20 protein-coding genes are annotated in these 26,178 nt (G+C 72.0%); 13 read left to right on the plus strand and 7 right to left on the minus strand.

Going from position 1 to position 26,178, the window contains the following annotated elements; all coding sequences use genetic code 11:
• The first annotated feature begins 186 nt into the window (after positions 1 to 186).
• Genes IAG44_RS38935 through mhpA form a run of 3 tightly spaced genes read left to right on the plus strand, consistent with a single transcriptional unit; the run spans position 187 to position 3,886 of the window.
• Positions 187 to 1,173 (plus strand): FkbO/Hyg5 family chorismatase, encoded by a 987-nt coding sequence (locus IAG44_RS38935; protein ID WP_223006825.1) that lies wholly within the window; start codon positions 187 to 189, stop codon positions 1,171 to 1,173.
• Positions 1,170 to 2,327, plus strand: coding sequence for a 3-deoxy-7-phosphoheptulonate synthase (locus IAG44_RS38940; RefSeq protein WP_187751764.1), 1,158 nt, complete (start codon positions 1,170 to 1,172; stop codon positions 2,325 to 2,327). Before IAG44_RS38935 ends, IAG44_RS38940 begins: the two co-directional genes overlap by 4 nt.
• 5 nt (positions 2,328 to 2,332) lie before the next feature.
• The gene (gene mhpA, locus IAG44_RS38945; RefSeq protein ID WP_187751765.1) at positions 2,333 to 3,886 is read left to right on the plus strand and encodes a bifunctional 3-(3-hydroxy-phenyl)propionate/3-hydroxycinnamic acid hydroxylase MhpA; all 1,554 of its coding nucleotides are present in this window, start codon (positions 2,333 to 2,335) and stop codon (positions 3,884 to 3,886) included.
• Between the two features lie 44 nt (positions 3,887 to 3,930).
• On the opposite strand, the gene IAG44_RS38950 is transcribed toward mhpA, so the two are convergent.
• The 3 genes from IAG44_RS38950 to IAG44_RS38960 are packed head-to-tail and all read right to left on the minus strand — an operon-like array spanning position 3,931 to position 7,538.
• A complete protein-coding gene (locus IAG44_RS38950) occupies positions 3,931 to 4,869 on the minus strand; it encodes a TIGR03619 family F420-dependent LLM class oxidoreductase (RefSeq protein ID WP_223006826.1) in 939 nt (312 codons plus the stop codon).
• 45 nt (positions 4,870 to 4,914) lie between these two features.
• On the minus strand, positions 4,915 to 6,201 hold the full coding sequence (locus tag IAG44_RS38955; protein ID WP_187751766.1) for a cytochrome P450: 1,287 nt from the start codon (positions 6,199 to 6,201) through the stop codon (positions 4,915 to 4,917).
• 17 nt (positions 6,202 to 6,218) lie between these two features.
• Positions 6,219 to 7,538, minus strand: coding sequence for a glutamine synthetase family protein (locus tag IAG44_RS38960; RefSeq protein WP_425508551.1), 1,320 nt, complete (start codon positions 7,536 to 7,538; stop codon positions 6,219 to 6,221).
• A 195-nt stretch (positions 7,539 to 7,733) separates the two neighbouring features.
• On the opposite strand from IAG44_RS38960, the gene IAG44_RS38965 reads away from it, so the two are divergent.
• The 10 genes from IAG44_RS38965 to IAG44_RS39010 all read left to right on the plus strand — a co-directional run bounded on the left by IAG44_RS38965 (position 7,734) and on the right by IAG44_RS39010 (position 17,852).
• A complete protein-coding gene (locus tag IAG44_RS38965) occupies positions 7,734 to 7,922 on the plus strand; it encodes a ferredoxin (RefSeq protein ID WP_187751768.1) in 189 nt (62 codons plus the stop codon).
• 2 nt (positions 7,923 to 7,924) lie between these two features.
• Complete coding sequence (locus IAG44_RS38970; RefSeq protein WP_187751769.1) at positions 7,925 to 9,142, plus strand: NAD(P)/FAD-dependent oxidoreductase; 1,218 nt, start codon at positions 7,925 to 7,927, stop codon at positions 9,140 to 9,142.
• 14 nt (positions 9,143 to 9,156) lie between these two features.
• The gene (locus tag IAG44_RS38975) at positions 9,157 to 9,969 is read left to right on the plus strand and encodes an acetoacetate decarboxylase family protein (protein ID WP_187751770.1); all 813 of its coding nucleotides are present in this window, start codon (positions 9,157 to 9,159) and stop codon (positions 9,967 to 9,969) included.
• The gene (locus IAG44_RS38980) at positions 9,966 to 11,426 is read left to right on the plus strand and encodes an aldehyde dehydrogenase (protein ID WP_187751771.1); all 1,461 of its coding nucleotides are present in this window, start codon (positions 9,966 to 9,968) and stop codon (positions 11,424 to 11,426) included. The genes IAG44_RS38975 and IAG44_RS38980 overlap by 4 nt, the downstream gene beginning before the upstream one ends.
• The gene (locus IAG44_RS38985; protein ID WP_187751772.1) at positions 11,419 to 12,339 is read left to right on the plus strand and encodes a 3,4-dihydroxyphenylacetate 2,3-dioxygenase; all 921 of its coding nucleotides are present in this window, start codon (positions 11,419 to 11,421) and stop codon (positions 12,337 to 12,339) included. The genes IAG44_RS38980 and IAG44_RS38985 overlap by 8 nt, the downstream gene beginning before the upstream one ends.
• Complete coding sequence (locus IAG44_RS38990) at positions 12,332 to 13,177, plus strand: fumarylacetoacetate hydrolase family protein (RefSeq protein WP_187751773.1); 846 nt, start codon at positions 12,332 to 12,334, stop codon at positions 13,175 to 13,177. Before IAG44_RS38985 ends, IAG44_RS38990 begins: the two co-directional genes overlap by 8 nt.
• A gap of 48 nt (positions 13,178 to 13,225) precedes the next feature.
• Positions 13,226 to 13,828 (plus strand): TetR/AcrR family transcriptional regulator, encoded by a 603-nt coding sequence (locus IAG44_RS38995; RefSeq protein WP_187751774.1) that lies wholly within the window; start codon positions 13,226 to 13,228, stop codon positions 13,826 to 13,828.
• Positions 13,829 to 14,173: 345 nt separating this feature from the next.
• Entirely contained in the window at positions 14,174 to 15,649 is a 1,476-nt protein-coding gene (locus tag IAG44_RS39000) for an APC family permease (protein ID WP_187751775.1), read from the plus strand.
• Entirely contained in the window at positions 15,643 to 17,133 is a 1,491-nt protein-coding gene (locus IAG44_RS39005) for an aldehyde dehydrogenase (RefSeq protein ID WP_187751776.1), read from the plus strand. The genes IAG44_RS39000 and IAG44_RS39005 overlap by 7 nt, the downstream gene beginning before the upstream one ends.
• Positions 17,130 to 17,852, plus strand: coding sequence for a gamma-glutamyl-gamma-aminobutyrate hydrolase family protein (locus IAG44_RS39010; RefSeq protein WP_246562420.1), 723 nt, complete (start codon positions 17,130 to 17,132; stop codon positions 17,850 to 17,852). The genes IAG44_RS39005 and IAG44_RS39010 overlap by 4 nt, the downstream gene beginning before the upstream one ends.
• 64 nt (positions 17,853 to 17,916) lie before the next feature.
• Here the strand turns inward: IAG44_RS39010 and IAG44_RS39015 are convergent, their stop codons facing one another.
• From IAG44_RS39015 to IAG44_RS39030, 4 genes are all read right to left on the minus strand, one after another.
• Positions 17,917 to 18,486 (minus strand): MarR family winged helix-turn-helix transcriptional regulator, encoded by a 570-nt coding sequence (locus IAG44_RS39015; protein WP_187751777.1) that lies wholly within the window; start codon positions 18,484 to 18,486, stop codon positions 17,917 to 17,919.
• Positions 18,487 to 18,608: 122 nt separating this feature from the next.
• Positions 18,609 to 19,970, minus strand: a complete 1,362-nt coding sequence (locus IAG44_RS39020) for a polymer-forming cytoskeletal protein (RefSeq protein WP_187751778.1) — start codon at positions 19,968 to 19,970, stop codon at positions 18,609 to 18,611.
• A gap of 38 nt (positions 19,971 to 20,008) precedes the next feature.
• Positions 20,009 to 23,788 carry a hypothetical protein gene (locus IAG44_RS39025; protein WP_187751779.1) on the minus strand — a complete coding sequence of 1,260 codons (3,780 nt, stop codon included), beginning with the start codon at positions 23,786 to 23,788 and terminating at the stop codon, positions 20,009 to 20,011.
• Positions 23,785 to 26,178, minus strand: coding sequence for a hypothetical protein (locus IAG44_RS39030; RefSeq protein WP_187751780.1), 2,394 nt, complete (start codon positions 26,176 to 26,178; stop codon positions 23,785 to 23,787). Before IAG44_RS39030 ends, IAG44_RS39025 begins: the two co-directional genes overlap by 4 nt.

Genomic DNA, 26,178 nt, shown 5'->3' on the forward strand with positions numbered 1-26,178 from the left:
ACCCGATACGGTCCATCTAACAATGAATCCGCAGCTCCATCTCCCCAGTACCTCCCCTATCCCACCCCTAATGATCGGCTCAGACTCGCAGGCGGCCGTCGGGCGCCGAGTGGGCGTGTAGCGTTTCGATGCGAGAAGCCGGCTTGGAATGCTGGTTTCGGTAGCGCTTGAAGGGTGACCGCATTCATGCACGATTCCTTGGAGATCGCTTTCCGAAAGTCCGGGGACACACCGACAGAACGTCCGGGCAGACATGTACTCGCGGCGATCGGATACGGCGAAACGCCGGTCGCGCCCTTCGTCGCCGATCACGGCGGCATCGAGCTGGAGCTGCCCATGGTCGCCGCCGGCGACGGCTTCACCGAGTTCTGGACCACGAACAAGCAGGTCAAGGCCGGTCGGATGGGCGAGGTGTGGTACGCCCACGACGGCGAGCACCTGCTGTGCGCCGGTCGCATACCGCCCGCGCCGCGCTACGCCGACCAGACGGAACACGCCTATCTCGGCGTCCTGCGCACGATTCGCGAACTCGGCTATCCGCACCTGAACCGAATATGGAACTTCATCGGCCGGATCAACGAGGAAAACGCCGAGGGAATGGAGACGTACCGAGATTTCTGCCTGGGTAGAGCGCGGGCCTTCGAGCGTTCGGGAATACCGGACGAGAAACTGTGCGCGGCAACAGGAGTGGGGGCCACGAAGGACGGCGTGTCATTCTATTCGCTGAGCCGCAGGGAAAACGTCCACACCCATCTCGAAAATCCGCGGCAAGTAGCCGCCTACCGTTACCCGGCGCGCTACGGTCCGAAATCCCCCAGCTTCTCGCGGGCCACCCATGTGCGCGACGCCGGCCACCTGTACGTGTCGGGCACGGCGAGCATCATCGGGCACGAGACCGTGCACCACGGCCTGATCGAGCGGCAGTGCGAAACCGCGCTGGGCAATATCGCCCAGGTCATCGGCGACGCGAACACCGCACGGCACGGCCTGTCCCGCGGTTACCGGCTGACCGACCTGGACCTGATCAAGGTGTACGTACGGCACGAGGAACACGTGGAGCTCGTGCGCGAGCTGTGCGGCGCCGCGTTCTCTCCCGACGCCGAGATCGCGTTCTTCACCGTGGACATCTGCCGGTCCGACCTGCTGGTGGAGATCGAGGGTATTGTCCGATGACCGATGTCGCCCTCTCCCCGCCCTGGACGCGGCTGCCCGCCGCGCAGCAGCCCGGCTGGGCCGATCACCCGTCGCTGCCCGGCGTCCGGGACCGGCTGGCCGAGGCCCGGCCGCTCGTCGGCCTGGACACGGCCCTGCGACTCGCCGACGAACTGGCCGCGGTGGCGGCGGGCGAGGCGCTGGTGCTCCAGGCCGGCGACTGCGCGGAGAGCTTCGACGAGCTGTCGCCGGCCCATACCGAGGCCAAACTGGACGTGCTCGACGCCGTCGCGGACCGGATGGCCGAGCTGGCCGGGAGACCGGTCGTGCGGATCGGGCGCCTCGGCGGCCAGTTCGCCAAGCCCCGGTCCGCCCCCACCGAGGTCGTGGACGGCCGGGTGCTGCCGGCGTTCCGGGGCCACGCGGTCAACTCCGCCGGCCCCGACCCCGCCGAACGGCGGCCGGACCCGAGGCGGCTGCTGTGCGCGTACACCGCGAGCGATCTCGTGCTCTCCCGGCTGACGCGGCGCCCGCATCCCCTGTGGGCGAGCCACGAGGCGCTTCTGCTGGACTACGAGGCACCGCTGGTCCGGTTCGAGAACGGCCGCCGCTATCTGTCCTCGGCCCATCTGCCGTGGCTCGGCTACCGGACCAGCCAACCGGACCACGCCCACGTCGCGCTGCTGGCCGGGATGGCGAACCCCGTCGCGGTCAAGATCGGGCCGAGCACGACGCCCGAGCAGGCGGTGCGGCTGTGCGCCGTGCTCGACCCGGACCGGCGTCCTGGCCGGCTGACGCTGATCGCCCGACTGGGCCGCGCGCAGGTGCGGACCAGGCTGGCGCCGGTCGTCACGGCCGTCCTGGCCGCAGGCCATCCCGCCGTGTGGCTGTGCGATCCGTCGCACGGCAACACCTTCAGCCTCGACAACGGTGTCAAGACGCGGCGGCTGGCCGACATGGTGGCCGAGGCCCGGACCTTCCACGACCTGCTCACCGAGTGCGGCGCCCGTCCGGGCGGCCTGCATCTGGAGCTGGCCGCCGACGACGTGACCGAGTGCGTCGGCGGCGGGATCGAGGAGGCCGATCTCCGGCTGCGCTACCGCTCCCTGTGCGACCCCCGGCTCAATCCCGGCCAAGCCCTGCTGCTGCTCGACCGGCTCTTCCACGAGAGGTGAGGACCATGACCGACATCGATGTGGTGGTGGTCGGCTGCGGGCCCACCGGTCTCACCACGGCCATCCTGCTCGCGCAGCGCGGCCGGCGGGTCGTGGCCCTCGACCGGCACCGTGAGCCGTATCCGTTCCCCCGCGTCGTGCACATCGACGGCGAGACCGCGCGGCTGTTCGCCGCCGCGGGGCTCGGGGACGCCCTGCCGAAGATCTGCGACGCCGCCGAGGAGTACGAGTTCCACAACGCCGCCGGTGAGGTACTGCTGCGGTACGAGGCGCCGAACGTGCCCGCCGAGTCCGGCTGGCCCCGGTCGCTGATGATCCATCAGCCCACCCTCGAAGCCACCCTGGCCGACCGGGCCGCGCGACTGGAGACCCTGCGGGTGAGCCGCGGCCACGCGGTGACGGGAATCGAGGACCGCGGGGATCACCTGCTGGTGTCGGTGGAGGGCCGGGAACCGCTCACCACGCGCTGGGTGATCGGCGCCGACGGGGCGAACAGCTTCGTCCGCGAGCACATCGGCGCCACGACGACCGACCTCGGCCCCGACGGCGACTGGCTCCTGTGCGACGTCGTCCCGCGCACGCCGCGCACGTTCGTGCCGAACAACCTCCAGATCTGCGACCCGGCCCGGCCGACGACTCTCGTCGCGGGCGGGCAGGGGCACCGCCGGTGGGAGTTCATGCGGATGCCGGGCGAGGACCGGGAACTGCTGGGCCGTGCCGAGACCGCGTGGCGGCTGATGGCCCCGTTCGGCATCACGCCGGACAACGCGGACCTGGTGCGGCACATGGTGTACACGTTCCGGGCACGCTGCGCCGACCGGTGGCGCGGGGGGCGTCTGCTGCTCGTCGGGGACGCCGCGCACCTCATGCCGCCGTTCGCCGGACAGGGCATGTGCTCCGGCATCCGGGACGCCGCGAACCTGGCCTGGAAACTCGACCTCGTGCTCGGCGGACAGGCCCCCGACGACCTGCTCGACAGCTATCAGGGCGAACGCGAGCCCCACGTCCGGCACATGACCGGCCTGTCGATGGCGATGGGCGAGGCCATCACCCTCACCGACCCCGAAGAGGCCGCCCGCCGCGACGCCGCCCTGCTCTCCGGCGAGCGGACGATGCCCCGGATGTTCTTCAACCCCCTCGACTCCGGCCTGATCCGCCGCGGCCCCGACGGCACCGCCGTCGCCCCGGCCGGCGAACTCATGCCCCAGGGCCGGGTCACCGCCGGCCGCACCGGTCGCTTCGACGACGTCGTCGGCCGCGGCTTCGTCCTGCTCTGCGCCGCCGACCCCCACCGTTTCCTCTCCGCCGCCGCCACACGGTTCCTGCGCCGCGTCGGCTGTCATGTCGTCCAGCTCCTCCCGCCCTCCGCCACCCCACGCGAGGACGCGGTCCTGGACACCGACGACGTCTACCTCCCCTACCTGGCACGCAACGGCGCCGCCGCCGTCCTCGTCCGCCCCGACTTCTACGTCTACGGCGCCTGCGCCGCTCTCCCGGACCTGTCCGCCCTGGTGACGGAGTTGCGAGACCGACTGGGAGCGATGACGGCCGAGGAGTGACATCGAGCCGTCCGGGCCGCGACGCGGGACCTCGGCCGGCGCCGTCAGGCGGTCAGGGACTCCACGCGGCGCATCACCTCGCGGCAGAACGCGCCCACCCCGTTCGGGTCGTCGGTGAACTGCGAGGGCTTGACGCAGAAGGTGGTGAACCCCTGGGCCATCTGCTCGGGGACGGTTTCGAGGGCCTGCGCGAGGTCGGCGCAGGAGGTGTCGTCGGGGAAGACGGCGCGGGTGCTCCCGATCATCTCCAGGTCGGCGATGTCGCGGCCCGCGGCGGCCAGGGCGGTCGCCAGCGTCCGCATCTGCTCGGGCGTCACCTTGCCCAGCGGGTTGAAGGCGTGGCCGTACCGGACGATCCTGCGGACCATCGCGTCGTGCATGCCCGCGCCGCCGAAGCACAGCCGGGGGCCGTCCGGCCGGTGTGCCTTGGGCTCGAAGTAGACGTCCTGGAAGCGGTAGTGCTCGCTCTCGTGGGACACGGGGGAGGGGCCCCACAACTTCGCCCAGATCTCCAGGTGTTCGTCGAGGAGCCTGCCGCGCCGGGAGAACGGGACGCCGAGTGCCGCGTACTCGTCCCGGCTCCAGCTGACGTTGGGCAGCACGGTCAGCCGGCCCTCGGAGAGGAGGTCGAGGGTGCCGAGCTCACGGGCCAGGAGCAGGGGGTGCCGCAGGGGAGCGATGACCGCCGACGCGGCGAGCCGCAGGCGATCCGTGACCGCGGCGATCGCGCTGAGCAGCACGAGCGAGTGGGGCCACGGGGTGCGGGGGTCCTGGTTGCCCGGCAGGGCGTAGTCGCGGGGGTTGCCCATCACGCCGGCCGCGCCCGCGTCGGGGCCGAGCACGATGTGTTCGCTGATCATGACGGAGTCGAATCCGGCGTCCTCGGCCTCGCGGGCCCAGCGGATCACGGCCGGCAGGTCCGCGCGGCCTGCGGTCATGGTCCAGTTCTCGCTCAGGACGAGCTGCATGCGGGGAGCGGTCATCGTGGTGATCCTCCAGGGGGCGGGAGCGGTGCTGTTCGTCCGGGGTCAGGCGAGCGTGACCTCGACCGGCAGTTTCTTGATGCCGTTGACGAAGTTGGAGCGCACGCGCGGGACGTCGCCGGTCAGCCGGATGCCGGCGACGCGCGGGATGAACTCCTCGAACATGATGCGGATCTCGGTGCGGGCGAGGAGGTTGCCCAGGCACAGGTGGGGGCTGCCCTTGCCGAAGGTGACGTGGTCGTTGGCGGCGCGGGTGACGTCGAAGTCGTACGGATCGCCGAAGACGTCCTCGTCGCGGTTGCCGGAGGCGTACCACATGACGACCTTGTCGCCCTCCTTGACCTGCTTGCCGCCCAGTTCGACGTCGCGGGTCGCGGTGCGGCGGAAGTGGTAGACGGGGGAGGCCCAGCGCAGGAACTCCTCCACCGCGCCGGGGATCAGGGACGGGTCCTCCTGGAGGCGGGCCAACTGCTCGGGGTGCTGGAGGAGGGCCAGCAGGGAGTGGGAGATCGTGTGGCGGGTGGTCTCGTTGCCGGCCACGACGAGGAGCAGGAAGTAGTTGTCGAAGTCCTGCGGCGAGAGCGGCACACCGTCCTTCGGGACGGTGTTCACCAGCTTCGACACCAGGTCGGTGCCGTCGCCGCCGCGCCGCTGCCGGGCCAGCTCACGGCCGTACTCGAAGACCTCCAGCGAGGCGGGGGAGCGGAAGGGCAGGTGCCGGTACTGCTCGCTCTCCGCGCTGTCCAGCAGGACGTCGGCGTAGTCGGGGTCGGTGTTGCCGATGATGCGGTTGCCCCAGTCGATGAGCTGCTGGTTGTCCTGCGGCGGTACGCCGAGGAGGCGGGCGAGGACGTTGATGGGGAAGTCGGCGGAGACCTCCTTGACGAAGTCGAAGCTCCCCTTGGCGAGCGCCGCGTCCAGCGTGGTGGCGGTCAGGCCGCGCAGGAAGTCGGTGTAGCCGCCGATGACGCTCGCGCCGAACTGGCGCTGGAGCAGGCCGCGCAGGGCGCGGTGGCGGACGCCGTCCAGCTCCAGGATGGAGGCGCGGGTCCTGATCTGGTCGTCGTCGACCTCTTCGAGGTTGACGAACCTCGTGGAGGTGAAGGTCTCGGCGTCGCGGTCGACGCGGGCGATGTCGGCGTGCCGGGTCACCGCCCAGAAGCCGGAGTTGGGGGCCTGTTCGGGCTGCCAGTGCACCGGGTCCTGGTGGCGCAGGGTGTGGAACATGCGCCACGGGGTGATCCCGTCGGTGAAGTTGTCCAGGTCGGCGAGGTCGATGTCCGCCAGCGGCATCGGCTCGGTCACGGCGGCGGTCGGGGTCTCGGTCGTCATCGCGGGGCTCCCAGTCGTCACAGGTGGTAGGCGTACTCGGTGAACTCCCAGTCGGTGACGTGCCGCCCGAAGCGTTCGGTCTCGTCGCGCTTGTAGGAGAGGTAGGAGGCGGTGAAGTCCTTGCCGAGGACGTCGGTCAGGTCGGTGTCGGCTTCCAGGGCGTCCAGCGCGGCCGGCAGGCTCATGGGCAGCACGGCCGACCTGGCGGTGTCGTAGCCGTACCCCTCCAAGGGGGCGGGGGGCTCCTCGCCGGCCAGCACCCCGAGCAGCGCGGCGGCGATCGTGCCCGCGATCAGCAGGTACGGGTTGGCGCCGGCGTCGCCGAGGCGCAGTTCGAAGCGGGCACCGGGGCCGCGTTCGGGCGGGATGCGGACCATGGCGCTGCGGTTGTCCAGGCCCCAGTCGATCAGCCAGGGCGCGAGGGTGTCCGGGCCGAAACGCTTGTAGGAGTTCACGGTCGGGTTGGCCAGGGCGGCCAGGGCCGGGGCGTGGGCGAGGACGCCGGCGACGGCGTGGCGGGCGGTGGCGGACAGCCCGTACGGCCCGGCGGGGTCGTCGAAGGCGTTGCCGCCTTCCTCGGTGTCGCAGGACAGGTGGAGATGGAAACCGGAGCCGCCGGCGTCGTTGAACGGCTTGGCCATGAAGGTGGCGAGTCTGCCTTCCTTGCGGGCCAGTTCCTTGATCGCGGACTTGAAGCGGAAGGCGCGGTCCGCGGCCGACAGGGCGTCGGAGTGGGTGAGGTTGATCTCGAACTGGCCGCCGTCGTACTCGTGGTTGCCGCCGGTCACGCCGATGTTCATGTCCCGCAGCAGGCGCAGGGTGCGCAGCAGGTGGTTGTCGCCGTCGGCGCGCAGACCGGCGGTGTAGACGACTCCGGCGGCGCCCGAGTAACGCTTCCAGCCGCTCGGGGAGGCCGGGTCCTCCTCGCAGAGGAAGTACTCGAGTTCGGGGCCGGCCACCGGACGCAGGCCGTGCTCGGCGCACCGGTCGAGGACGGTGCGCAGCAGATCGCGGGGTGACTCGGGCGCGAAGAGGCCGGTGGCCGGGTCGGTGACGTCGGCGAGGCAGGAGGCGACGCCGGGTTCCCAGGGGAGGGGGAGCAGGCTGTCCAGGTCCGGCCGCACGGTGATGTCGGGCAGGCCGGCGTCGAGACCGCCGGGGACGGGGACCGTGTCGCCCTGGGGGGTGGTGTGGTAGACGGCCCGGCAGAAGGCCAGGCCGTGAGCGCACGCCGACGGCAGGTGGTCCAGCAGGATGTCCCGTGCGCGGTCGGTGCCGATGAGGTCGGGATAGGTCACGCGCACCACGTCGATGCCCTCGGCGGCGAGCCGTTGCATGTGCTGACGGAGGTTGGGGTCTGGGGCTGCGCTCACCGATGTCTCCTCGGATGGCTTGTTTGGTGCCAAACGGTATGAGGACCCGGGGTGCCCGGCAAGAGGGGTGCGGAAAAAAATTATCCACATGGATAGGTATTGACCGGAGGGGAGCGGCTTCCTACGTTGTTTGAAGCCAAACGAATAGGAGGGCCGGTCATGAAGGTCGTCGTCGACATGAACAAGTGCCAGGACCACGGCCAGTGCGTCTTCGCCGCCCCCGAGGTCTTCTCCATGGACGACAGCGGCCGCCTGGCCTACGTCGCCGACCCCGACGACGCGCTGCGCGACGAGGTCGAGGAAGCCGCCGACGTGTGTCCGCTCCAGGCCATCCGCATCGAGGACTGACCGTGACGCCGAGAAGCGCACGCGTCGTCGTGGCCGGCGCCTCCATGGCCGGCCTGCGCGCGGCCGAGCAACTGCGGGCCGCCGGCTGGACCGGGGCCATCACGCTCGTCGGCGACGAGCCGCACATGCCCTACAACCGGCCGCCCCTGTCCAAGGAGGTCCTGGCCGGCAAGGCCGCCTTCACGTCGCTCTCCTTCCGCCCCCGGGCGAGCGTGGCCGACGTGCAGTGGCGGCTGGGCACCAAGGCCGTCGCCGCACGGCTCGCGCGGAACACCGTCGAACTCGACGACGGCGAGACGCTTTCGTACGACGGTCTGGTCGTGGCCACCGGAATGCGGCCCCGGCGCCTGAGCTGCCCCGGCCCGCTCGTCGGCCGGCACACGGTCCGCACCATCGACGACGCACAGAGCTTGCGGCAGGCCCTGACCAGGCCCGCAGTCCGGGTGGTCGTCGTCGGAGGCGGCTTCATCGGCTGCGAGGTCGCCGCCACCGCCGTCGCCCTGGGCGCACGGCAGGTGACGGTCGTCGACCCGCTGCCCCTGCCGATGGCCGGCCCCCTCGGTGAACTCCTCGCCGGGGCCCTGCTGAAGCGCCACGAAGAGCGCGGCGTGCGCTTCGCCCTCGACGCGGGCGTGACCGGCTTCACCGGCGACGACCACGTCACCGGCGTCGCTCTCGGCGACGGCACCGTCCTGCCCGCCGACGTGGTGGTCGAGTCGGTCGGCTCGGTCGCCAACACCGAGTGGCTGGACGGCAACGGCCTCGACCTGAGCGACGGCGTCCTCACCGACGAGCACCTGCGCGTCGGCGGACGGCCCGAGGTGGTGGCCGTCGGCGACGTCGCCCGCTTCCCCAACGCCCGCTACGACGGCGTACCGCGCCGCGTGGAGCACTGGTGCATCCCCACGGACACCGCCAAGCACGCCGCGAAGACCCTCGTCGCCCATCTCACCGGCTCGACCGCCGGCCTGCCCCCGTTCGCGCCGCTGCCCACCTTCTGGAGCGACCAGCACGACTTCCGCCTCCAGTCCTTCGGGGCCCCGGCGCTCGGCAAGGAGGACGTGCGCGTCCTCGAAGGCGTCCTCGACGGCGACGTCGTCGTCGGCTACCACACCGGCGGCCGGCTGACCGGCGTCGTCGCCCTCGGCGGCCAGGCCGCGGCGGTCGCCGCCTCCCGCTACCGCGCCGAACTGCTCAAGCAACCCGCTCCCACCGCCTGAGGACCTTGCTGATCATGACCACCGTCCGTGGATTCCTCTTCCCCAAGACGGCGAGCGGAGCCTCGTCGCTGATCCCCGCGCCGCCCTGGCGGTACTCCGGCGACCTGCTCACCGTCGAGTACCGCACCGATCCCGCGCGAGTGCGTGAACTGCTGCCCGAACCACTGGAGTTGGCCGAGGAGGACCCAGGCGCGGTCGCGCTGATCTGGGCCGACTGGCAGTCCTGCTCGGCGTCCGGCGCGGAACTGCTCGATCCCGTGCTCTCGCAGTACAAGGAGGCGTTCGCGGTCGTCCGCTGCCGGTACCGGGGACGGACCTACTCCCGCTGCGTCCACATCTGGGTCGACAAGGACTTCGCGATCGCGCGCGGCCTGCACCAGGGCTACCCGAAGAAGCTCGGCTCGATCCACCAGACCCGCCCGCACCCCTACGGGCCCGCCCCGCGCATCGAGGCGGGGGCCCGCTTCGGCGCCACGCTCGCCGCCGCCGACCGGCGCCTCGCCCAGGCGGTGGTGACGCTGCGGGAGCCCGCCGAGACGAACGGGTTCGTGAACGGGCACCCGATGGCCCATCACCGCTGGCTGCCCTCCATCGAGAAGGGCAAGGGGCTGGCGCTCGACGAGCTGATCGAGTCCGGTGCCGCCTCCTTCGAAGGAGGCCAACCGTGGGTGGGGGACGCGGAGTTGGAGCTGTTCGAGGCGCCCACCGAGGAACTGGCCCGGCTGGAGATCCGGGAACCGATCGCCGCGTACTACCGGCAGGTCGGCGTGGTGTGGGACGGCGGACGACTGCTGGAGTCCGGAATGTCGACGGAGGTCGGATCATGAGCAGCGCCATCACAGTCGCCGGCGTCCGGGTCGACACCCGGCACTGGATCGGCGGCGAACGCGTCGCCTCCGCCGGGACGTTCACCGACCACTCGCCCATCGACGGCGGTGTCCTCGGCGAGATCGCCCGGGGCGGCCCCGCCGAGGCCGAGGCCGCGGTCGCCGCCGCCCGCGCCGCCTTCCCCGCCTGGGCCGCCACCCCGCGCGCCGAACGCGCCCGCATCCTGCACGCGATCGCCGACGGGGTCGACAAGCGCGTCGAAGAGCTCGCCATCGTCGAGACGACCGACAACGGGGCGCTCCTCAGGTCGCACCGGCACGGTGTCATGCCGCGCGTGGCCCACAACTTCCGCTTCTTCGCCGACTGGCTGCTGAAGCTGGACCACGAGGACTTCGAGACGCGCGGCCACACCAACCACGTCACCTGGGACCCGGCCGGGCCCTGCGTCCTGATCACCCCGTGGAACGCCCCTTTGATGCTGGCCACCTGGAAGGTCGCCCCCGCGCTCGCCGCCGGGAACACCGTCGTCCTCAAGCCCGCCGAATGGTCCCCGCTGACCGCCTCCCTCCTCGCCGACATCGCCGCCGAGGCCGGCCTGCCCGCCGGGGTCCTGAACGTCGTCCAGGGCTACGGCTCCGAGATCGGCGACGCGCTGACCTCGCATCCGGACGTGCGCCGCATCAGCTTCACCGGTTCGGTCCCCACGGCGAAGCGCATCGCGGCGTCGGCGGCGGCCAACCTGACCCCCCTCAGCCTCGAACTCGGCGGCAAGTCACCCCTGTTGGTGTTCGCGGACGCCGACCTCGACCTGGCGGTGGACCTCGCGGTGGAGCAGTTCGACAACGCCGGTCAGGTGTGTCTCGCGGCGACGCGCATCCTCGTCGAGGAGACGGTCGCCGAGGAGTTCACCCGGCGGTTCACCGAGAAGGCGGGCACGCTGAAGCAGGGGGACCCGCGCGACGAGGCCACCGACATCGGGCCCAACATCCATCCCCGCCAACTGGAGAAGATCGACGGCTTCGTGCAGCGGGCCGTGGCGGCCGGCGCCCGCACGGTCGTCGGCGGCCACCGGCGGGACGGCCAGTACTACGCGCCGACCCTCCTCACCGACGTCGACCAGGACGCCGAGATCGTCCAGGAGGAGGTCTTCGGCCCGGTCCTCACGCTCCAGACCTTCGCCGACGAGGAGGAGGCGGTGCGCCTCGCCAACGGCACCCGCTTCGCTCTGGCCGCCACCGTCGCCACCGGCGACCCGGAGCGCGCCGAACGCGTCACCGGGCGGCTCGTCGCGGGCACGGTCTGGGTCAACTGCTTCTTCGTCCGCGATCTGCGGGCCCCCTTCGGCGGCTCCCGGCTCTCCGGCGTCGGCCGCGAGGGCGGCACCTGGAGCTTCGACTTCTACTGCGACGTCAAGAACACCGTGACCGCCCCCGGCGGCTGGAGGGACCATGGGTGAGATCGTCGGGGCGGGCCTCCTCGCCCACGTCCCCACCATCGTGCTGCCCGAGGAGACCCGGCTGGAGCTGAACGAGGGCAAGGAGATCACCCTCGTCACCGGCCTGCGGCAACTCCGCGAGGACGTCTTCGAGCGCGACGACTACGACACCGTCGTCGTCCTGGACTCCCACTGGGCCACCACCGTCGAGTTCGTCGTCACCGCCCAGCAGCGCCGGGCGGGCCTGTTCACCTCGGAGGAACTGCCGCGCGGGATGTGCAGGATGCCGTACGACTTCCCCGGTGACCCCGAACTCGCCCACAGCATCGAGAAGTTCGCGGACAAGCACGGCACCTGGATCACCGCGATCGACGACGAGTACCTGCCGATCTACTACGCGACCATCAACCTCTGGAAGTTCCTCGGCGAGGGCCTGCCCGACAAGCGGTGGGTGACCATCGGCGTGTGCCAGACCGGTGACATGGAGGACCACCTGCGGCTCGGCCGGGCCCTGGCGGACGGGATCGCCGCCACCCCGGGGCGGCGCGTGCTGCTGATCGCCTCCGGAGCCCTCTCGCACACGTTCTGGCCGCTCAGGGAACTGCGCGACCACGAGGCCAGCGACCCGGCGCACATCTTCACCCCCGAGGCGCGCGAGGCCGACCACGAGCGGATCGCCTGGTTCAAGGCGGGCCGCCACGACCGCGTCCTGGACACCATGGACGCGTTCTGGAAGCACAAGCCGGAGGCGAAGTTCTTCCACTACCTGATGATGGCCGGCGCCCTCGGCGAACGTGCCTGTGCGGCGAGGGCCCGTCAGTACGGCGCGTACGAGAACTCGATCGGCACCGGTCAGGCACACCTCTGGTTCGACCGCCCCGAGGGCGGCTGGACCGCGTCCCCCACCCCCGTACAGGAGTCCGCCCATGCCTGAGTACCGCCGCATCCTGCTCGACGGCGCCGCAGTCCAGGTCACCGTCGACGGTGACGAACTGGTCGCCGGTGACGGCCGCCGCGTCAAGACCGAGGAGGCGCGGCACCTGCCCCCGGTCGTCCCCTCCAAGGTGATCGCCGTCCACCTCAACCACCGCAGCCGGGTCGACGAGTTCCGGATCGATCTCCCCGGCACGCCCACCTACTTCCACAAGCCGACCTCGGCCCTCAACTCCCACGGGGGCGCCGTCGTCCGTCCCGAGGGCTGCAAGTGGCTCAACTACGAGGGCGAGGTCGCCATCGTCATCGGGAGGACCGCGCGCAACATCTCCCCGGCCGAGGCGGGCGAGTACATCGCGGGCTACACGATCGCCAACGACTACGGCCTGCACGACTTCCGTGACACCGATGCCGGTTCGATGCTCCGGGTCAAGGGCTCCGACACCCTCTGCCCCCTCGGCCCCGGCCTGGTCACCGACTGGGACTTCCACGGCAAGCGCCTGCGCACCTATGTCAACGGCGAGGTCGTCCAGGACGGTTCGACCGACGAGATGCAGTGGGACATGCACTACCTCGTCGCCGACATCGCCCGCACCATCACCCTCTTCCCGGGTGACGTCCTGTTGTCCGGCACCCCTGCGGGCTCCCGCCCCGTCCAGCCCGGCGACATCGTCGAGGTCGAGGTCGAGGGCATCGGCAGGCTCACCAACCACATCGTCACCGGCCCGGCCCCGGTGCGCACCGACGTCGGCGCGCAGCCCACCGAATCGGAGGAGGTGCTGTCCACCGCGCTCGGCGGCGACTGGGAGTTCCGCGGAATCCGCCCGCCGAAGCGGTGACGCTCCGCGGCGGTCTGCCGGGTCCGGCGCACGGGTAGGGTCGCGTCCATGAGCGATTCCTCCGAGAAGCCCCCCGTGAGGCCCCGCAAGCGCGTGGACTACGGGACCGGCCGTGAGGCCCTGCTCAACGCGGCCGTGCGCGTGGTGGCCCGGGGCGGGCTGCGCAAGCTCACCTATCGCGCCGTCGCCGAGGAGGCGGGTGTCACGCACGGGCTCGTGGTGCACCACTTCGGTTCGCGGGACGCGCTGATCGAGGCGGCCCTCGAACACGCGGTGCGCACCAGCGCGAGCACGAGCTCCCTGGAGCCCGGCACGGGCGACATCGCGGACTTCGCGGCGGGACTGGCGGACATGGTCACGCGCGAGCCGGCCATGCAGACGTTCCAGTACGAGCTCATGCTCGAATCCCGGCGCAGGCCCGAGCTCCTTCCGCAGATCCGCGCGCTGTACGACGAGTACTTCCAGGCCACGGAGAGGGAGCTGTCCCAGAGCCTGCCCGAAGGCACCAGCCCGGCCCTGACCCGGCTCGTCTTCGCCGCCTTGGAGGGCCTTGTGCTGCACCAACTGGTCCTCGACGAGCCGGACGTCACCGAGGCCGCGCTGAAAGAACTGCGATCCCTGCTGACCCGGCAGCCGGTGGCCGGGAACTAGGGCCCTCCGCGCACCGGCAGGCCGGAGCGGGCCCCTTCGCACGGCGCCGGGGGCCCGGCTGATCCGCGACCCCACCCTGAGCGTGCGGCAACTCGACTTCGGGCCGGCCGCCCCCCCTCCACCACACCATGCTCGGCAAGGACGCCCCCGACCACACCCGCCGACGCGCACACCGAGTTCCTGCGCACGGTCACCCGTCTCCCCGTCCGCTTCCGCTGACCCTCGCGGAAACAGCCGCCCGAAACCCCTTGCCAAACGGATAGTTCGCGCCCACGATGAGGCAACTCGTTTGGCCTAAAACGAAATTCCCGCCCCCTCCCCGCTCCCCCCGGCAGGTGAATTCGAGTGGACAGTCAGACCGCGGTCGCCACACAGACCGCTGACGACGCATCCGTGACAGGCAGACTCAAGCCCAACTCCCTCGGTGTCCTCGGCATCCTCTTCTTCGTCCTCTCCGCCCAGGCGCCCCTGACCGGCATCGCCGGGGCCGTGCCCATCGCCATAGCCATCGGCAACGGCGCCGGCGCCCCGGCCACCTATCTCGCGGCCGGCGTCATCGTCCTGCTGTTCTCCGTGGGCTTCGTCGCCATGGGCCGCCACGTCGTGGACGCCGGCGCCTTCTACACGTACATCGGCAAAGGGCTCGGACGCTCGGCCGGCTCCGGCAGCGCCGCCGTCGCGCTCTTCGCCTACTGCGCCGTCCAGGCGTGCATGTACGGGCTGTACGGAAGCATCGTGAGCGGCGTCGTCGAGCGCCACACCGGGACCCATGTGGCGTGGTGGGTCTGGGCCCTCGTCACCATGGCGGTCGTGCAGGTCCTCGGCGCCTCGGGCATCGAGATGGGCGCCAGGATCCTCGCCGTGTTCGTGCTCGCCGAGTTCAGCATCCTGATCGTCTTCGCCCTCGTGACCCTCTTCAAGGGCGGCGGCCCCGAAGGGCTCGGCCTCGCGGACAGCTTCGCGCCGTCCGCCGCGCTCCAGGGCGCTCCCGGGGTGGCGCTGATGTTCGCCGTGGCGTCGATGTTCGGCTTCGAGGCCACCGCCATCTACGGCGAGGAGGCCCGTGAACCCCACAGGACCGTCCCCCGGGCCACCTACCTCTCCGTCGCGGTGGTCACCGGATTCTTCGCCTTCACCTCATGGATGCTGGTCTCCGCGCACGGTCCGTCCCGTGCCACGGCCGAGGCGGGCCAGGCACTGGAGAGCGGCGACGCCGCCGCCTTCGTGTTCGCGCCGATCGCCGCCCAGTTCGGCGGCTGGGTCGATGACGTGCTGCCGGTCCTGCTGGCCACCTCCCTGTTCGCCGGCCTCCTCGCCTTCCACAACTCCGCCAACCGCTACCTGTTCTCCCTCGGCCGCGAAGGGCTCCTGCCGCACCGGCTGACCGCCCTCAACCGGCGTCACTCGCCCTGGGCGGCGGGCACCGTACAGACCGCGATCGCGGTGCTGCTCGTGACGCCCTTCGCGGTCCTCGGCAAGGACCCGGTGCTGACCCTCTTCTCCTGGTTCAGCGGAGTCGCCGTCCTCGGCATCATGCTGCTGTACTTCCTGACCTCGGTCTCGGTCATCGTGTTCTTCCGCCGCTCCGGCGCCGACACCCGCCCCTGGAACACCCTCATCGCCCCCGCCCTGGGCGCACTCGGCATCGCCGGTGCCATCTGGCTCATCGTCGCCAACTTCACGACCCTCATCGGCGGCGACCGGACCACGGCCCTGTGGCTCCAGGCCACCGTCCCGGCGGTGCTGATCCTCGGCGTCGTTACCGCCCGGCTGACCCGGCCCAGGGCAGCGGCCACCCATGAAACGGAGAGCGCGTGCTGAACGCCACCCACGAGGAACTGCTGCGCCGAGCCAAGGCACTCGACCTGCCCACGCGACACCACATCGACGGCGACGACGAGGCCGGGGGCGGCGGATCGTTCGCCGTGGTCTCCCCCCGTGACGGCCAGACCCTGGTCCACGTCGCCGACGCGCACGAGGCCGAGGTCGACCTCGCCGTCGCGGCGGCGCGCCGCGCCTTCGACACCGGGCCGTGGCCGCACCTGGCGCCCGCCGAACGCGGCCGGGTCCTGCTGCGGATCGCCGAACTGCTGGAAGAACGGCGCGAGGAACTGGCGCTGACCGTGAGCCTGGAGATGGGCAAACCCGTCACCGACGCGTACGCCATCGAACTGCGCGCCGCGATCAACACCTTCCGCTGGTACGGGCAGCTCGCCGACAAACTCACCGACGAGTCCCCCCACACCGCACCGGACGCGCTCGCCCTGATCACCCGGGAGCCGACCGGCGTCGTCGGCGCCGTCGTACCGTGGAACTTCCCGCTCACCCTGGCGAGTTGGAAAGTCGCGCCCGCGCTCGCCGCCGGCTGCACGGTCGTCCTGAAACCGTCCGAGTCCTCCCCGCTGTCCGCCCTCCTCCTCGGCCGCGCCGCCACCGACGCCGGACTGCCACCGGGCGTCCTCAACGTCGTGACCGGTGACGGGCCGACGGCCGGCCGGGCGCTCGGCCTCCACCCCGACGTCGACGTCCTCGCCTTCACCGGCTCCACCGCCGTCGGCCGCCACTTCCTGCGCTACGCCGCCGACTCCAACCTCAAGCGCGTCTGGCTCGAACTCGGCGGCAAGTCACCCAACATCGTCCTGCCCGACGCCCCCGACCTGGAGAAGGCGGCGGCGACCGCGGCCTGGGGCATCTTCTTCAACCAGGGCGAGATGTGCACCGCGCCCTCCCGGCTGCTGGTCCACTCCTCCATCGCCGAACAGGTCACGGAGGCCGTCGTGGCGCGGGCGCGCGAGCTGCGGGTGGGCGACCCGCTCGACCCGGCCACCGAGATGGGCGCACTCGTCGGCGACAGCCACCTCGACAGGGTCCTGGAGCACGTCGCCTCCGGCCTGGAGGAAGGGTCCCGGCTGCGCACGGGCGGGGGCCGGGTCCTGGCCGAGACCGGCGGCAGCTACCTGCGGCCCACCGTGTTCGACCGGGTCGGCCCCGGCACGCGGCTGGCCCGCGAGGAGATCTTCGGCCCCGTCCTGTCCGTGCTCACCTTCGACGACCTCGACGAGGCGGTCCGGCTCGCCAACGCCACCGAGTACGGCCTCGCCGCCGGCCTGTGGACCTCCGACCTGTCCACCGCCCACAAGGTGTCACGCGCCCTCAAGGCCGGCACGGTCTGGGTCAACTGCTACGAGGAGGGCGACCTGACCGTCCCCTTCGGCGGCGTGAAGCAGTCCGGCAACGGCCGCGACAAGTCCGTCCACGCCATCGAGAAGTACACCGAACTGAAGACCACCTGGATCCAGCTGTGACCCGTACGCACCCGCGCCCCCTGATCGCGATTCCGGCCCGGTTCGCCGCCACCACGTCCGCGCTCCGTCATGCCGCCGAGGTCAACGCCCGCGCGCTGGTCGAGGCCGTGTGGCGGGCCGGGGGAGAGCCGGTGAGCATCCACCCCGCCGACCCGGCCGCGGCCGGCGTGGCCGGCCGGCTCGCCCGCTTCGACGGCGTGCTCCTCCCGGGCGGCGGAGACCTCGCCCCCCACCGCTACGGCGCCACCGACACCCACGACAGCGTCTACGACGTCGACGACCTCCAGGACGCGTTCGACCTCGAAGTCGCCCGCCGCACCCTGGACTTGGGACTACCGCTGCTGGCGATCTGCCGCGGGCTCCAGGCGGTGAACGTCGCCCTCGGCGGCAGCCTGGAACAGGACATGGGCGGCCCGGACCGCGAACACCGGCACCTCGTGCACCCGGTCACGATCCAGCGCGGCACGCTGCTCGCACGGGCCACCGGCGCGGAGAAGACGGACGCCTCCTGCTACCACCACCAGCGAGTCGACCGCGTCGGCGTCGGGCTCACGGTCACCGCGCGGGCCGCCGACGGCACCGTGGAGGGGCTTGAAGCGCCCGGACACCCGGGGTGGTTCACAGCGGTCCAGTGGCACCCCGAGGACACCGCGGACCGGGACCCGGCCCAGCAGGGCCTGTTCGACGCCCTGGTCGACGCCGCCCACGACAGTGGCTGACAGGGCACGGCTCCTTCCGGCGTCCGTGACTGCCCCGGGCTCCCTCGTCCGGGACCGGTGCGGTTCAGCTCTTCCGGCGGCCGCTGCGGCGTGGTGCCGGGGCGGCACCGCCCAGCAGGTCCTGGCGGCGCTCCTCGCCGTTCTCCTCCACCTGGAGTACCACCCGGCGCAGTCCGGCGGCGACGGTCCGGCAGTCCGCGTCGCTGAGCTGACCGGTGACGAAGGCTTCCTCCTCGTTGAACGCCGGAAAGAGGCGCTGCATCAGCTCTTCGCCTTCGTCGGTCAGGCTCAGGAGCACCAGCCTTCCGTCGGTGGGATGGCCTGCTCGCCGCACGAGCCCTCGCCTCTCCAGCGTCCGGGCGACGCCTGTGAGCGTGCCCTTGGAGATCCCGGCCTCCTCGGCCACGTGCCGCGTCTCCGACTCGCCCCAGATCCAGATGACCCAGAGCACCACGAAGGCGGTCCAGGTCAGGTCGGCGCCGCGCAGCACGGAGTTCTCCAGGTGCTGCCGCACCGCCGAGGCGGCGCGATAGATGTTGGCGACCACGGCCATCTGGTCGTGCCGGACGGGGATACCGCCGAGCCTGGCCGCGGCCAGCTTCTCGGCTTCGGCGATGGATCGATGGCCGGGCACGAGCACGCTCCTTCGGGCCGCCTGCGAAGGCGTGAGACCTTGGAATTGTTCGGATCCAAATCATACGGTGCGCGCCGAGGGCCGTGTCCCCTGGTGACGGGGGACACGGCCCTCGGTCGTCGTCAGTCGCGTGTGATGCGCCAGTGCGACTCCACCACCCGGTCGCCCGGCACCCACACGTACGGGATCCGGCGGTCGCCGTCATGTTCGTAGGTGCTGGCGTAGAGGTAGCCGCCGTAGTGCGTGTTGTTGAGCCCGATGGTGTCCTGGTCGGAGAGCACCCCGTAGTTCTTGATCTTGATGTCCCCCGTCACGTTCAGATCGCATCGCTCGATCAGCTCGGTGTTGCTGTTGATGGAGAGCTGCACGCCGTACGGGCCCCGCAGTTCGCGGATCCGGACGTAGTGGCTGTCGCTGACGGCGTTGACCTGGCCGTTGGCGTTGAGGGTGCTGTCGACCGTGAGGTCGCCGTTGATCTGGGCGGAGCCCCCGGAGTACAGACCGCTCTCGGCGGTCAGGGAGCCGTCCACGGTGAGACTGGCCAGCGCGGAGATGTCGCCCCCGACCGTCAGACCGCGGCCGACTTCGGCCGAGGTGCCCACCGTGAGGGAGTTCCCCACCGACGCGTCGCCGCTGATCTCCAGTGCGGACCTGCCCGATATCCCGCCCTCGACCGTCAGCGCGTCCAGCGTCGGGTCCTTCACCGTGAGGGTGAGGACGGCGTACTGATGGATCGTCGAGAAGCCGCTGCCGACGTCCTCGGGGGACATGGACGCCTCCAGCGTGAAGGTGGTGTCCATGGCGAGGGACCCCGGGGGCAGGGTGCAGAACGTGTTGGGGCCCTCGTAGACGGGTTTGTCGGATTCCCCGTCGAACAGGCGGTAGCGGGAGCCGTTGCTCTCCCACGAGAGATACGGGGTGGCGCTGCTGGAGAACTTGGTCTTCGGGACGGTGGCGCTGTCGTCGTCGCGGGCCAGGAAGGCGTTCAGGTAGAAGACGGGCTCCGTGACGGTCAGCGGTACGGTCCGGCGGTGGGGTGTGAAGTCGTCGGGGTCCGACGAGGTGTCGGAGTGCTCGGTGATGTGGAGGTCGAGGGTGCCGGTGCTGTCGACGAGTTCGCCACTGATCCCGAGGTGCAGCGTGCCGTCGAACGGTTCGCTGTCGTCGCCCTGGTTGTGGAAGATCGCCCGGTAGTACAGGGCGTCACCGGCCAGCCCCAGATGCTGGGCGGACACCTGGACCAGGGACCCCGTGCTCCAGTCGCCGTCCGAGGAGAAGACCGGCTTCGGGTCGCCGGTGAAGTACGCGCCGCCGCTCTTGGCGTCGCCGGGCACGGCGATCTGGATCCAGTCGCAGTAGGTGTCCTCCGCTCCCTTGGTGACGGTGATCGTGATCCGGCCCTGGGAGTTGGTCCCCGAGGTGCCCGCCTGGAGAGGCGCTGGACTGGTGGCGATGCGGTAGGTGAGCAGGGGTTGATCGGACATGCGGACCTCCTGATGCGTACGTCTTCACGTCACGGCTGTCAGCCGTCGGACTCAGGGAGTTCGGGATCGAGGAGTTCGGGCTCGGGCAGTTCGGGATCGGGGAGCAACTGGAGCAGCCCCTCTTCGAGCGCGGGCGGCCGGTCGGGGAACTGCGCGCCCGCCGGCGCCGCGGCCAGCTCGCACGACGTCCAGCCCCCCACCGCCGGACGCAGCCAGGACCAGGCGCCGTGCCGGGTACTGGGCCGCGGGAAGGCGACGGCGCCGTCCTCCCCGCTGCCGCCGACGACCGGCCCGAACCGGAACAGCGTCTGGAGCCGCCGCAACGCCCCGTCGACATGCTGCTGCGCGACGGCGACGGAGACCGTCGGGGTGATGCCGGTGACGGCGTGGACGCTCGCGCGCGGATCGACCAGCAGCAGCAACCGCGTGGGCGCGCTGTCACCGAACGTCAACTGGAGATAGTTGCCCGCGGTGCCCGGCGGACCGATCCGGACGATGAGGTCCTGACCGTCGCCGGGGGCCGTGACGCTGTCGAAGCGCTCGAAGTCGTAGCCCCCGCCGGGCGCGGCCCGGAAGAAGCCGATCAGACCGTCGTCGCGGGCGGCCTGGTCGCCGAGGCGGACGGCGAACGGGTCGGCGGTGAAGGCGGGCGCCGGCGGGGCGAGGCTGGCCTGCCAGCCGGTGGCGCGCAGCGGCGGACCGTCCAGCGTCAGCCGCAGCCGGGCCTGGACGAGCGCCAGCGGCCGTCCGACGAGCGCGGACAGCGTCTGGTCGGTGCGGCGGCCCAGCGGATCGGTGGTCCACAGGGTGGAGTCGATGACGTCGAGGAACGCGCTGAGGTTCGCCTCGCCGCTCAGCCGTCGCGAGCGCAGCAGACCGGCGATCACCGGGGACAGCGCCGCCACCTCGTCCAGGGTGGTGAGGGCACCGTCGGGCGGGGGTTCCCACTGGCCCCGGCGGGTGCCGGTGCCGTCGGTGAGGGTGCGGAAGCCGCCCAGGAACCGGCCCTCGGGGCCGTACAGCAGCAGCCCGCCGTCGAGATGGTTGGGCAGCAGCCAGCCGGCGACGGGGCTGGGGTCGGCGGCGGTCTCCACCGCCCGGGTGCCGGTGGCGGCGTCGAGGAGGTCGAAGTCGAGCCGGGCGGGCTGGAGCGGGCGCGGGGGCAGTTGGGCGACGGCGGCGACGGTCGGGGTGAGCGAGGACTCGGCGGCCAGGGCGGTGTCGATGACCAGCGGGAAGTTGCGGAAGTCGTGCAGCCCGCCCTGCTTGAGGTCGGGGCTGACCACCTCCAGGACCCGGCCGAACTTGTCGTAGAGGAAGAGGTCCGCCAGATGGATCTGGCCCTGCCGGGTCGGCTGGAACGGGGCGCTCTCGCCGCCGGGCAGATACGGGACGCTGGTGACCCGGCCCCGGTACCGGGCCGGCAGGCCGTCCTCGGTCGCGGCGTCGGGGAAGCCGGCGAGGCCCGCGACCTCGGAGAAGTGCCGGTCCTGGGCGGTGGGGCGGCGGAAGGCGCGGGTGTCGCGGGCCGCGATCCGCTCGTTGAAGCCGGTCAGTTCCTGGGCGAGGATCCCCCAGTCGCCGATCGCGCCCAGCCAGCCGTCGAGCCGGTCGCGCTGGACGTCGGAGCCGTGCCGGGTGACGAACTCCTTCAGCCGGGCGGCGAACAGGGTGCGCGGATGCGGGCTGAGGGCACAGACGCCCATCACGGCGACCTGCTTCGGGGCGGGCGCCGAGCCGGGGACGTAGCGGTAGTCGGTGCCGTCGAACACCCAGCAGCTCTGCCCGCCGACGGCGTGCGGAACATGGCTGTAGGAGGTCCGCCACTCCATGAACAGCGGCTCCCAGGGCTGGCGCCAGGGCTCCACGCCCAGCGCGGGCAGGGTGCCGGTGTAGTCGCCGGGGCGGTGCGCGGCGAGGGCGGCGCCGACCTCGGCCGTGGACAGCCCGCCGCTTCCGGCGAGGGCGGCGGCGTTGCCGGGGTCCAGCAGGAAGTACTCCGCGAGCAGCCCGGACACCTCGGACGGCAGCCCGGCGAGGCCCGCAAGCGCCGGCATCGGCGCCGCGGTGAGGGTCCGGCCCCCGACCGTGAGGGCGCTGACCGGCGCGGCCGGGCTGTCGTCGGTGAGCGGCCGGGTGGGCACGGGCCGGTCGGTGACGACGGCGTCGGACGGCGGCATGATCCCCGACACGCTCACCACGGGGTTGACGGCACGCCAGTACGCGGGCCGGGGCACCGCCTTGAGCGAGGCGCCCTCGGGCAGCCCCCTGGCCGCGGCGAACGCGCTGATCCCGGCCGTCAGCGCGGCCTGGGCGTCGGGGTGGCGGGCCGTGGTGTCCGGCTGGGGCACCCGCGCCGCCAGGGCCCGCGCCTGGGCGGTCCGCTCCCGCACCGTGTGCGCGAGGGAGCCCGCGCGGGCGGGGTCCAGTTCGGCCTGGAGGTCGTCCTGGTCCGGCGCTCCCACGGGCGGCGGGTCCAGGATGCCGAGGAGACCCTGCTTCAGCCACAGGGAGTTGAGCCGCCACTGGAGGTCGTACACCTCACCGAGGAGGTCGTCCAGCCGGCCCTGGTCGTCGTTGAGGGTGGACAGCCAGGCGGGCGCGACGAACGGCGGTGGCGGTGGGCCGTCCGGCTTCTGGTCGGCCGGCGGCGGGGTCACCGTCCACCGGTATCCGCCCGACGAGGCGCCGAACGACGCCGCGTGGATCGCGCGCCGGACCCGTTCGTCGCCGCCCTTCTCGTCGGCGACGGCCAGCAGATCGTGCAGGAACGCCCGCAGCAGCTGGACGTCCTCGGCGGCGGGGCGGGCGCCGGCGGCCTTCAGGGCGTGCGCGGCGAGCGCGGTGAACGCGTCCTGGGTGGTGGCGCCGAGGGCGACGTTCAGCGCCTTGCTGTCCTTCACGGTGTGCAGGGGGTCGGGGGAGGGCGGGTCGGGCGCCGCCGGGTCCCACGCGACGCTCAGCGCCAGGCCCTGGTAGAGGCTGCGGACGGCCGGGGTGACGTCGCCGTCCAGGACGGGGTTGCCGGTGAGCCGGGGGTCCTGCCAGCCGAGCCGGGCCAGGAGAGCGGCGTAGGTGGTGTCCGGCGGGGGTGTGGCCAGGACGTCGGCGTCCGGGTCGGAGTACCAGCCGACGACCTGGTACCCGAGGGTGTCCGCCACGGGCACGTCGGAGAGGTCGTCGAGGAAGGAGAACACGTTGGTGTTGTGCGGGGTGTAGGTGGTGAAGTACGGGTCGCCCGTGCCCATCGCGGTGAGGAACAGCGGGTCCCGCCCGGCCCGTTCCGACCACGGGGTCTCCTCGGTGTGCGGGAAGGCCAGCCCGATCGGGACCTGCACCGACCTGGACGTCCGGGCGCTGCGGTAGGGGTCGGGGCTGGCCCGCCAGGCGTCCAGGGTCTCGGCGCCGACCAGATAGGGGCTGGACTCTTCGAGGACATGTCCGTGCTGGGCGGCGTACGAGGTGTGCGGGCAGTCGCTCTCGATCACCCAGGCCCTGACCCGGCGCCGGGCGCCGCCGCTGAACCGGGTGACCAGCCACCGGTTGGGCAGCAGCGGAAAGGTGACCTCGCCGGTGGCCGGATCCTGCCGGCCGTGGCGCAGTCCGCGCGGCAGCGTCCAGTGCAGATGCACCCCGGTGTGCCGGAACAGGGGGTCGTCGCTCTGGCGGTCCCCTTCGTCCGGCTCGGGGCTGATGTAGTCGCGCAGGGCCAGGTAGTTCTGCCGCCAGGTACGGAATCCGTCCCGGCGCAGCACCGCCTCGGTCACCACGAGCGCGTCGAGACCGACCGGAACGACAAGAGCGGGGCGCGTGCTCATACCGGGTCTCCTCCGGTCGCCGGGAACCGGTCCCCGTCCGGACCGTCGAAACGGATCGCCTCGGGCACCTTGACCAGTTGCAGGGCGAGATCGGCAGGGCCGACCGTCCCCACGGAGGTGCCGTGCGCGCGGTCCAGGGCGCCGCCCAGCGCGGTGACCAGCGAACCGACGTCCAGGACGCGGACGTTCGGATCGGCGGAAGGCCGCAGGTGGCGCAGGACGTCGAAGGTGACGTCCGTGCCCAACTGCTCGCCCAGCGGCAGCCGGGGCCCGGCGTCCGGCAGCAGACTGCGCAGCGGGATCCGCCCGTCGTCCTCGACCCCGAAGCGGAACCCCTCCTGGGGCTCGGCGAGTTCGACGGTCGCGGGCACCCCGTTGAACAGGCACAGCAGCACGGACGACGACAGATGCTCCATCCGCAGCACCGGCAGCGGCACGCCCGCCGCGTCCACCGCCCGGACGGCGAGATGGGGCCAGCCGGAGACGAGGGCGGAGCGCAGGAGCAGGCCGGAGACGGTACCGAGGGAGCCACCGGGGTCGCCGGGATCGCCGGGGTCTTTGGGGTCGTCGGGTCCGGCGTCGCGCAGCGTGTCCCGGTGCCGGGCCGCCGCCTCCGCCACCTCAGCCCGTACCACCGCGGCCACGATCTCGTCCTGGACGGTGTCCCGGCTCGACTGCGCGCCGATACCCAGCGCCCCGCCGATCAGCGCGTCCCGCCAGTTCGGGTCGGTGTGGAAGAAGCGCAGCGACTCCGGGGGCAGCATCCGCGCGTCCGGTACCAGCCGGGTGAACGGCACCGGGATGAGCAGCAACAGCCGGGCCAGCCAGTCCACGACCGGCGTGAGGCGTTCCCGGAGTCCGGTGTCCTCGTGCAGCGCCCGCGTGACGGCCGTACGGACCGTGCCGGAGTTCAGGAAGGCGGTCAGTTCCTCGCTCGGATCGCCCGGCACGGGCTCGGGCGCGGGTGGCGACCAGGGGTCACGGGACTGGGCGGGCGCCGCCCCCAGGGTGCTCAGCAGCGGCCCGTCGAGCAGCGCCCCGAACGCAGCCCGCGCGGACGAGTTCCCGTCCCCGGCGGGCAGATGGCTGCTGGTGTCCTGGTGGTAGAGGGTGTCGACCAGATCGTGCGTGGCCCGCTTGAAGGCGATCAGGTGCTGGACGTACGCCGCGTCGGCCAGCGCCAGCGACCGGCCCGTCTCGAACGCGGTGGCCAGCGACACGTCGAAACTGCCCCAGGCGGGGTCGTAGGCGAGCAGGGCGTCCGCGCTGGTGGCGGTCGCCACCCGGTCCACGGGCGCGGGCAGCACGGGGGTGAGGGGTCCCCGGTACCAGCCGAAGGTCCGTTCGCCCGACCGGGTGCGGTACGGCAGCGGCACATAGCCGTCGCCGAGCCGCCGGGCCACCTGCCGCCGGGCGGCCGGGGTGCCGTCACCGTCCCGGTACGGGGAGGGCAGCCGCAGCCACATCTCCTCGCGGGTCGCCGCACGCGAGGAGTCCGGAGTGAGGGTGAGCCCTTCGGCCAGCGCCCGGAAGTGCGCGGCGCCGTCCGGGTGTGCCCAGAACGACCAGCTGCACAGCGACAGCAGCGCCACCGACGTACGGCCCCGGAAGTCCGGGGCGCCGGGCCCGAGAAGCGGTTCGTGGCCCTCCAGGGAGACCAGGTGGACGATGTTCTTGGTGCGGTCCTGCGGGGGCGAGCCGGGCGGCTCGGCGGCCGGGAAGCGGTGCGCGACGAGCACCGCGAACAGCCCGTCCTCCTGGATGCCCAGGATGGGCCGGTCCCCGGTGTTGGCGCCCCGGCAGTGCGCGAGATACGGCAGCTCCGCCAGCCGGGGCGTCACCTCGGGGAACACGGCGGCCGGGATCCGGATGACCTCGCACGGATCGTCCGGCTTGACGTCGGACTCCAGCGGCGGCGCGGGCTTGAGCACGTCCGGGTCGTCGGCGAGGAAGGCGCCCACGGTCGTCGACTCGGCGCGGGTCGGGGAGGCCGTCCCGCCGATCAACTGGTCGTCGGTGAGCACCAGCAGCGCCAGCCACGGAGTGCTCCGGTCCGCGCCGCTCAGCTCGCGCTCCCACGGCAGCATCGGATCGCCGAGCACCAGATGCGGCAGCACCTCGGCGAACCGTCCCTCGGAGGAGTCCGGGGGCTGCCGGGCCACCACGGCGGTCGTGTCCACGGCGACCTGCGGTGCGCGCACGGTGAAGCGCTGCACGGCCCGGAATGTCCCGCCGACCGCCTGGGCGCTCGCCTCGGGGCCGGTGCGCAGGGCGTGCGTGGCCTCGATGCGGTAGTCGCCGGCGGGGAGGGCGGGCAGGTAGTGGTCGTGCAGTTCGACGTCACCGATCGGGATGGTGTCCCGGGCGGGGTGCTGCGGGCTCGCGCTCAC

Origin of the sequence: Streptomyces roseirectus (assembly GCF_014489635.1) — a bacterium.
Lineage (GTDB): Bacteria > Actinomycetota > Actinomycetes > Streptomycetales > Streptomycetaceae > Streptomyces > Streptomyces roseirectus.